We start from the raw sequence: 5,258 nt of genomic DNA, 5'->3' as shown, positions 1-5,258 counted from the left end.
TTGTAATTTTGCAATCGAACCGACATATTTTGAAATTTAACCCTACTAAACTAAAGAAAAAATCAGCCGAACCGATTGGCGAAAACTTTACCAATCGGATCAACTGATTTTGATATAAATTCAATTTTTATTGTTACCTAATTAACCAAAAATGGAAATAAACAAGCCGGCCAACACTAACATGATGGCTCCACCTAATCGGTTACCCATCTGGGCAAATCCAATCAAGTCCATCCGATTGGAAGCTGCTAACACAGAAATATTTCCAGCGCCACCCATCGAGTTATCAACTAGACCAGCTGTAATTGCTGACTCCACCGGGTAAAGCCCAAATAATTTGCCTACAAATCCGGCAACCAATCCAATCACAACTACGCTGACAAAAACCAACAAGACAAATTGCCAGGTCAATGAATGACTTAAGACTGGTAAATCCAACTTTGTCAATCCAACTCCCGCCAGCAGTGCGTGAGTTAGGTTTTTAGTAATCGAATTACTAAAAGTTACTGCTGATTCTTCGTAGTATTTTGGAATCCAGCCAGTGGCCTTGAAAATAATCACCAGTAAAATAATGAACGCATACTCGTTAATAAATGGAACAAAATGATTCAAGATAAGCCCAACTAGGAAAAAGGCTGCTGCTAACAAAAGACCTACACCCATCTTTTGGTAAGTAATTTTAAGATCTTTCTTGGCTGAACTATCATAGTTACCTGGCATCATTTTACCGTGACCATTTAATGGACTATTGGCAAATAATTTACTAATCAGTCCAGCAGCAATAATGGAAAAAACATTTCCTAAAATCACGGCCGGCAAAATCAGTGACAGATAATCAGTTGACCCACCTAAACCTTGGTGATAAATTTTTGAAAGTGGAATTGCTCCGGCACCAATACCACCACCCATAATTGGGAATGCCACATACAAGGATCCGTATTTAAATCCTTTACCGATCAAAGTTGAAACCAATCCAATCACTACAAATGTCACTGCCATCGAAATAAAGACCACCGGAAGGAAGCGAACCGATGCTTTCAGTAACATGGTACGATTCATCCCCAAAATTGCTCCTACGATTAGTGAAATAATGAAGAAATCAACAAATCCCGTACTAGTAATAAAACTATCAACAGTCTTAGTAACGCTAGCTGGAATAATCCCAGCAATGCTCAGGAGCGCTGGTGCAAACAATGCAAACACTGCTCCCCCGCCAAGATAAGTCTTAAAAATTGGTAGGTTAGCACCAAGCCAATAAAAGATATTCCCCATAATAATCATGACGAATAGTGCACCAAAAATATCATTAGGTAAAATCTTTAGCGCAATCGTGACAACCATAATAATCGCTAAGATGACATAGATACCTAACCCAACCCCATCAATCTTAAAATCAGCGAGCTTTGCTAACAGCTTTTTTGAACCACTGCTTTCTCTATCCATAATTAATTGCAACTCCTTTGTAATTTCATCACATGCTTAAGTATATGATATTATTCACATATTTCAATTACTTTTGTAGCAATCTATTTAGAGCAGCTGGTTTACTGGTTGATGAGATCAGACACTCAGTTTCTGTTTTTTAAGCATCATCAACCAAAAAAATATCTTTAATCTCAACTCCTAAACCCAATGCAATCTTTTTGGCTAGTGGTGGATACGGATGCCGCTTCCCTGCCAAAACTTTGCCAATGTAGCCAGGATTAGAATTAATCGCGCGGGCAAAACCATTGACAGAATACCCTAACAACGACAATTGCCTACTGGTCTGCTTTGGATCCTTCAATTTTAACCTAATCACGATTATAGCCCCCTTCTCTATAATAATTACTATAGCATAATGTTTTAGTTTTTCAACCACTTTTATTAGCTTGCTTCGTTTTTTATAACAATTACATTGCAGTGTTGTTATACTAATCAAACAGAAGGGTTGGTAAATCATGATGAAACAAGCCGATTATTTTGGTCGAGAAATCAAACGAATTCGCGAAGATAAGAAATTTTCAGTCCGGCAAACGGCGCTGCAGGCGCAGATGTCAAACTCGTATCTTTCCCAAATCGAAAATGGTTTGGTGAATATCCCAAAACCGATTACACTTGAAAAACTAGCACATGGATTACGAGTTCCTAAACAAACAATTTTCAAGCTGGCTGGACTAACTAATACAATTACCGATGTAACTGGCACCGTTCATTCAACGCTAATTGATGTCCCCATCATTGGTGAGATTGCCTGTGGTAGTCCTATTATCGCCAATGAAAACATCGATAGCTACTTACCGACGCGGTCGGAGAGTCTCCCCAATGGCACAAATTTTTATTTAAAATGTCGTGGAGCTTCAATGGAACCAAAGATTCCAGATGGAGCCTATGTCTTAATTCACCAACAACCGGCCGTTGAAAACGGTCAGATTGCGGCTGTGTTGCTTAATGATAACGAAACAACCCTGAAACGTGTTCAATATCAAGGTGACCAGGTTATTCTGGTACCTGATAACCCCGCACCAACCTACCAACCAATTATTCTTAACCAAGATAATCCCGGTAAAATTATTGGTCGCGCCATCCAAGTCCAATTTAACCTATAGCATAATAAAAGAACGCTTTAATGGGCGTTCTTTTATTATGCTATATCGCCGCAGCTAATTTATTAATCATCCGTTCATGATAGTAATAATAAGCAGCACGCCATGGATGAAGATGATCGTTTCGGATAATCCAAGGTTTGTCAAAACGATTAAAATGAATTAAAGTCGGACTTTGCAGGGCTTGATTTTCAGCCAGTTGTCGTTTTTCAATTGGGTTGTGACTAACTTTAGCTGTTATTAGCGGGGTTTGCACATTATAGCAGGGATCCAAATGTTGCCAATCACCCTTCAAAACTGCATTCAAAGCATCTTGATCCTGATACTTCAACATTTCCGGTTGTAAGTTAGCCAAGCTTCTCGTTCGTTCTGAAATTCGCAATTTATTCCAACGAGCGACGTCGATTACCAGTACTCCAGAATTAAAATAGGCTCCCGGAAGATTGGAAATGCCCATTTCTTGCAAACGATGAACATACCCCTGATCTTCAACTGCACCGATCGGATGCTGCCCTAGCGAAATTGATTCCAGTGCTTCAAGTGAGCGTTCACAAATCAAATCCGCATCGAGGTAAATAATTCGATCAACTGCTAACTCTTCTGGAATATCAATTCGATAATAGGCATTACGCTTAATGTTACTATCTGGAGAAGAAGTATTTGCATGAATATAATTAGCCGGTGTGGGGCGCAAAAAATTTACCGCAACACAATTATCAAATATCCGTGGCAATGCCCTCAAAGTTTTTTGATGTTCTTTTTTTAGATTGTCATTGACAACGTTAAAGGTAATCGGAACATCTGGATTATTTTCCAAGATCGAAAAATATTCGGTCATCAACGGAAGTGCCATTTTATCATCAATTACAGAAGCAATGTTTAACATGATTGTCACCCTTCTCAAAATTCACAAGAGACTCACATCATCATTCTATTTTATATCATCTATCTTAGCACATTATTAAGAATCAATATCATCATATTATGGTGCTTTACTAAACCTTCTAATTACAAGCTATCTGATTGACAGTAGTATAATCGTCTTTAAGAGGTGATTATATGAAAATGGGGATGCGGAAACCAAGTCTAAAAAAATCGATCAGCGCACGCACTAAGGGTCAATTAACTCGTCGAATCAAACGGACCTTAAATCCTTATTATGGAAAACGCGGAACTGGTTGGCTCCATCCGAAGAAAAAACTTTATAACAAGGCCTACCAAAAAACAACCTTCTCGTTTTGGGATTTGTTTAAATGATTAAATTATTCTGTAATAAAAACCACCCTGATTAAATCAGAGTGGCTTTTGTTATGCCTTTCCAAGCATGATGTCTGCAATCAAACCGGTTCTAGGATCCTGATTAATTACCGTTTCGCTGTCAGTTCCCCGTTGACGCATAAATTTGATGGTGGAAAATTCTGAAACGACTACCTTGGGATAAGTTGGTCCAGCCAGGCAATATTGTTTCATTAGCGGAAGCTGTTCGTTTTGATATCCAATCGTTCGCTTAGGATCGTCATTAACCCACTTTGGGAAAAAGATAATCCCATTGGTTTTCTTTTCATTTAACATAAAATCTAATGAAACATCAGTTCCCGTAGGTTCCGTCCAAGCTACTTTATAAACACCCGGTAATAATAAAGAAATCGTCACTGATTGATCCTTAACCCAGCGTCCAGCCACAATGCCGCTGTGAATTCGATAATCGATCGTATGATCATTCTTTATGTAAATTTCATACTCCCAGCCATTATCGTACTGATAGATCAATTGCATTCCCAAAAAGTCAGTTAACGTTTTAAATTCCATAATATCAGCCTCCTAGTAATAATTTACCACTTCTAGTGTGGAACTGTAGCTAGGTTAAATTTAGGGCGCGACTACAATCGATTCAATCCAGCCATCACTATAACGTTTTGCTCATCTCCTTTATTTGCTCATAGTAATAAAAAAATTATTTTATAAGCATTTTGGGTTTTTAGTTAACTTTTGATACCATCATTGACTATTATTATATTAATTATTACTAGTCCTACTAGTTTAGAACAAGTTAAGGTTAGTTCTATGAATAAAATCATAATTCTTGCAGTTGAAATGTGGGTGCCTATCACCGTGTTCTGAATAGTCGGTTCAACGTCAGTTTACTTTAATCGGTGGCAGTATCACTACGAATGACACAGGAAAAAATCACTCAAAGTCATAGGCAGTTAGATTAATCCATTCCTGCGTTCAAGATGCTGTTTATGAGAAGAAAAGCGAAACTGGTTTTGTGATGTACACGGATATTTGATTAGAAAAAACTCAAGAATTGAAATGGTCAGACATTAATTTAAACTTTGACACCATTACTACTTCCAGTACCATCAATAAGACGTTAAAAGCATGCTTTAAAGAGCTTGGAATAAACCGTAGTGGCTTCCACTCTTTAAGGCACACACGTAAGCTTATTTACTATCTCAAAACGTAGACTTGTATATTATCAGAAAGCGGTTAGGGCACTAAGATATTGGGACCACTACTAAAGTTTATTCATATTTAATTGACGAATACCGTCAACGGTCTAATGACGAGACTAAACTCGCATTAAATAAAGTTGGCTCAGATAAAAAAAGAGAATCTAAAATTAATTAGATCCTCTTTTTGTTTGCGTACACAATTCGTACACATTTAATT

General features: G+C 37.7%; 6 protein-coding genes. 2 read left to right on the top strand and 4 right to left on the bottom strand.

What is annotated here, in order from left to right:
* Positions 1-141 precede the first annotated feature (141 nt).
* Complete coding sequence (locus B808_RS02340; RefSeq protein WP_009167114.1) at positions 142-1,443, bottom strand: 2-hydroxycarboxylate transporter family protein; 1,302 nt, start codon at positions 1,441-1,443, stop codon at positions 142-144.
* Between the two features lie 139 nt (positions 1,444-1,582).
* Positions 1,583-1,801 (bottom strand): helix-turn-helix domain-containing protein, encoded by a 219-nt coding sequence (locus tag B808_RS02335; protein WP_009167115.1) that lies wholly within the window; start codon positions 1,799-1,801, stop codon positions 1,583-1,585.
* 139 nt (positions 1,802-1,940) lie between these two features.
* On the opposite strand from B808_RS02335, the gene B808_RS02330 reads away from it, so the two are divergent.
* Entirely contained in the window at positions 1,941-2,588 is a 648-nt protein-coding gene (locus B808_RS02330; RefSeq protein ID WP_009167116.1) for a helix-turn-helix domain-containing protein, read from the top strand.
* 40 nt (positions 2,589-2,628) lie between these two features.
* Here the strand turns inward: B808_RS02330 and B808_RS02325 are convergent, their stop codons facing one another.
* Entirely contained in the window at positions 2,629-3,471 is an 843-nt protein-coding gene (locus B808_RS02325; protein WP_009167117.1) for a glycosyltransferase family 8 protein, read from the bottom strand.
* 173 nt (positions 3,472-3,644) lie between these two features.
* On the opposite strand from B808_RS02325, the gene B808_RS02320 reads away from it, so the two are divergent.
* Positions 3,645-3,842 carry a hypothetical protein gene (locus B808_RS02320; RefSeq protein WP_009167118.1) on the top strand — a complete coding sequence of 66 codons (198 nt, stop codon included), beginning with the start codon at positions 3,645-3,647 and terminating at the stop codon, positions 3,840-3,842.
* A gap of 51 nt (positions 3,843-3,893) precedes the next feature.
* Here the strand turns inward: B808_RS02320 and B808_RS02315 are convergent, their stop codons facing one another.
* A complete protein-coding gene (locus tag B808_RS02315) occupies positions 3,894-4,394 on the bottom strand; it encodes a phenolic acid decarboxylase (protein WP_035421688.1) in 501 nt (166 codons plus the stop codon).
* Between the last annotated feature and the right edge of the window lie 864 nt (positions 4,395-5,258).

Origin of the sequence: Fructilactobacillus florum 8D (assembly GCF_000512295.1) — a bacterium.
Taxonomy (GTDB): Bacteria; Bacillota; Bacilli; order Lactobacillales; family Lactobacillaceae; genus Fructilactobacillus; species Fructilactobacillus florum.
The sequence above is the reverse complement of the archived record's forward strand: the minus strand, read 5'-3'. Positions and strand labels throughout refer to the sequence as shown.

Coding starts and splice junctions, on each gene's coding strand:
- B808_RS02340 (WP_009167114.1), bottom strand. CDS start 1,443: ATGGATAGAGAAAGCAGTGGTTCAAAAAAGCTGTTAGCAAAGCTCGCT.
- B808_RS02330 (WP_009167116.1), top strand. CDS start 1,941: ATGATGAAACAAGCCGATTATTTTGGTCGAGAAATCAAACGAATTCGC.
- B808_RS02325 (WP_009167117.1), bottom strand. CDS start 3,471: ATGTTAAACATTGCTTCTGTAATTGATGATAAAATGGCACTTCCGTTG.
- B808_RS02320 (WP_009167118.1), top strand. CDS start 3,645: ATGAAAATGGGGATGCGGAAACCAAGTCTAAAAAAATCGATCAGCGCA.
- B808_RS02315 (WP_035421688.1), bottom strand. CDS start 4,394: ATGGAATTTAAAACGTTAACTGACTTTTTGGGAATGCAATTGATCTAT.